Below are 319 nucleotides of genomic sequence, written 5' to 3'. Positions count from 1 at the left end.
AGCTTCGGTAACGAACTTGTGCGCGCCGCGGGCGGAGTTCGCAGCCCCTTTGCGCAGGCGCTGGCCGATGACCACCGGGGCGGTGTCTTCCCTCGACGCGGTCGCCAGGACGGCATTCAGGCCCCGGACCTTGGAATAGCCATACCCAGAGCCCTGCTTCAGATACCCGTGAACTTCGATGATCGTGTCGTCAACATCAACGAAAACGAACTCTGCGTCCCCGGACGGCGCCCCGAACAAGGGCACCGTCCGGGCCAGATTGACCAGGAACCGGGACGCAACAGCATCGAGCTGCTTCACATGCCCGAAAGTGAAGGAC

1 pseudogene is annotated in these 319 nt (G+C 63.0%); it reads right to left on the bottom strand.

Annotated features, from left to right (window positions below):
• Positions 1–319, bottom strand: a pseudogene (locus ACT3TS_RS19795) (IS1380 family transposase); the annotation flags it as partial.

The organism is Specibacter sp. AOP5-B1-6, assembly GCF_052376555.1.
Classification (GTDB): domain Bacteria; phylum Actinomycetota; class Actinomycetes; order Actinomycetales; family Micrococcaceae; genus Specibacter.
The sequence above is the reverse complement of the archived record's forward strand: the minus strand, read 5'-3'. Positions and strand labels throughout refer to the sequence as shown.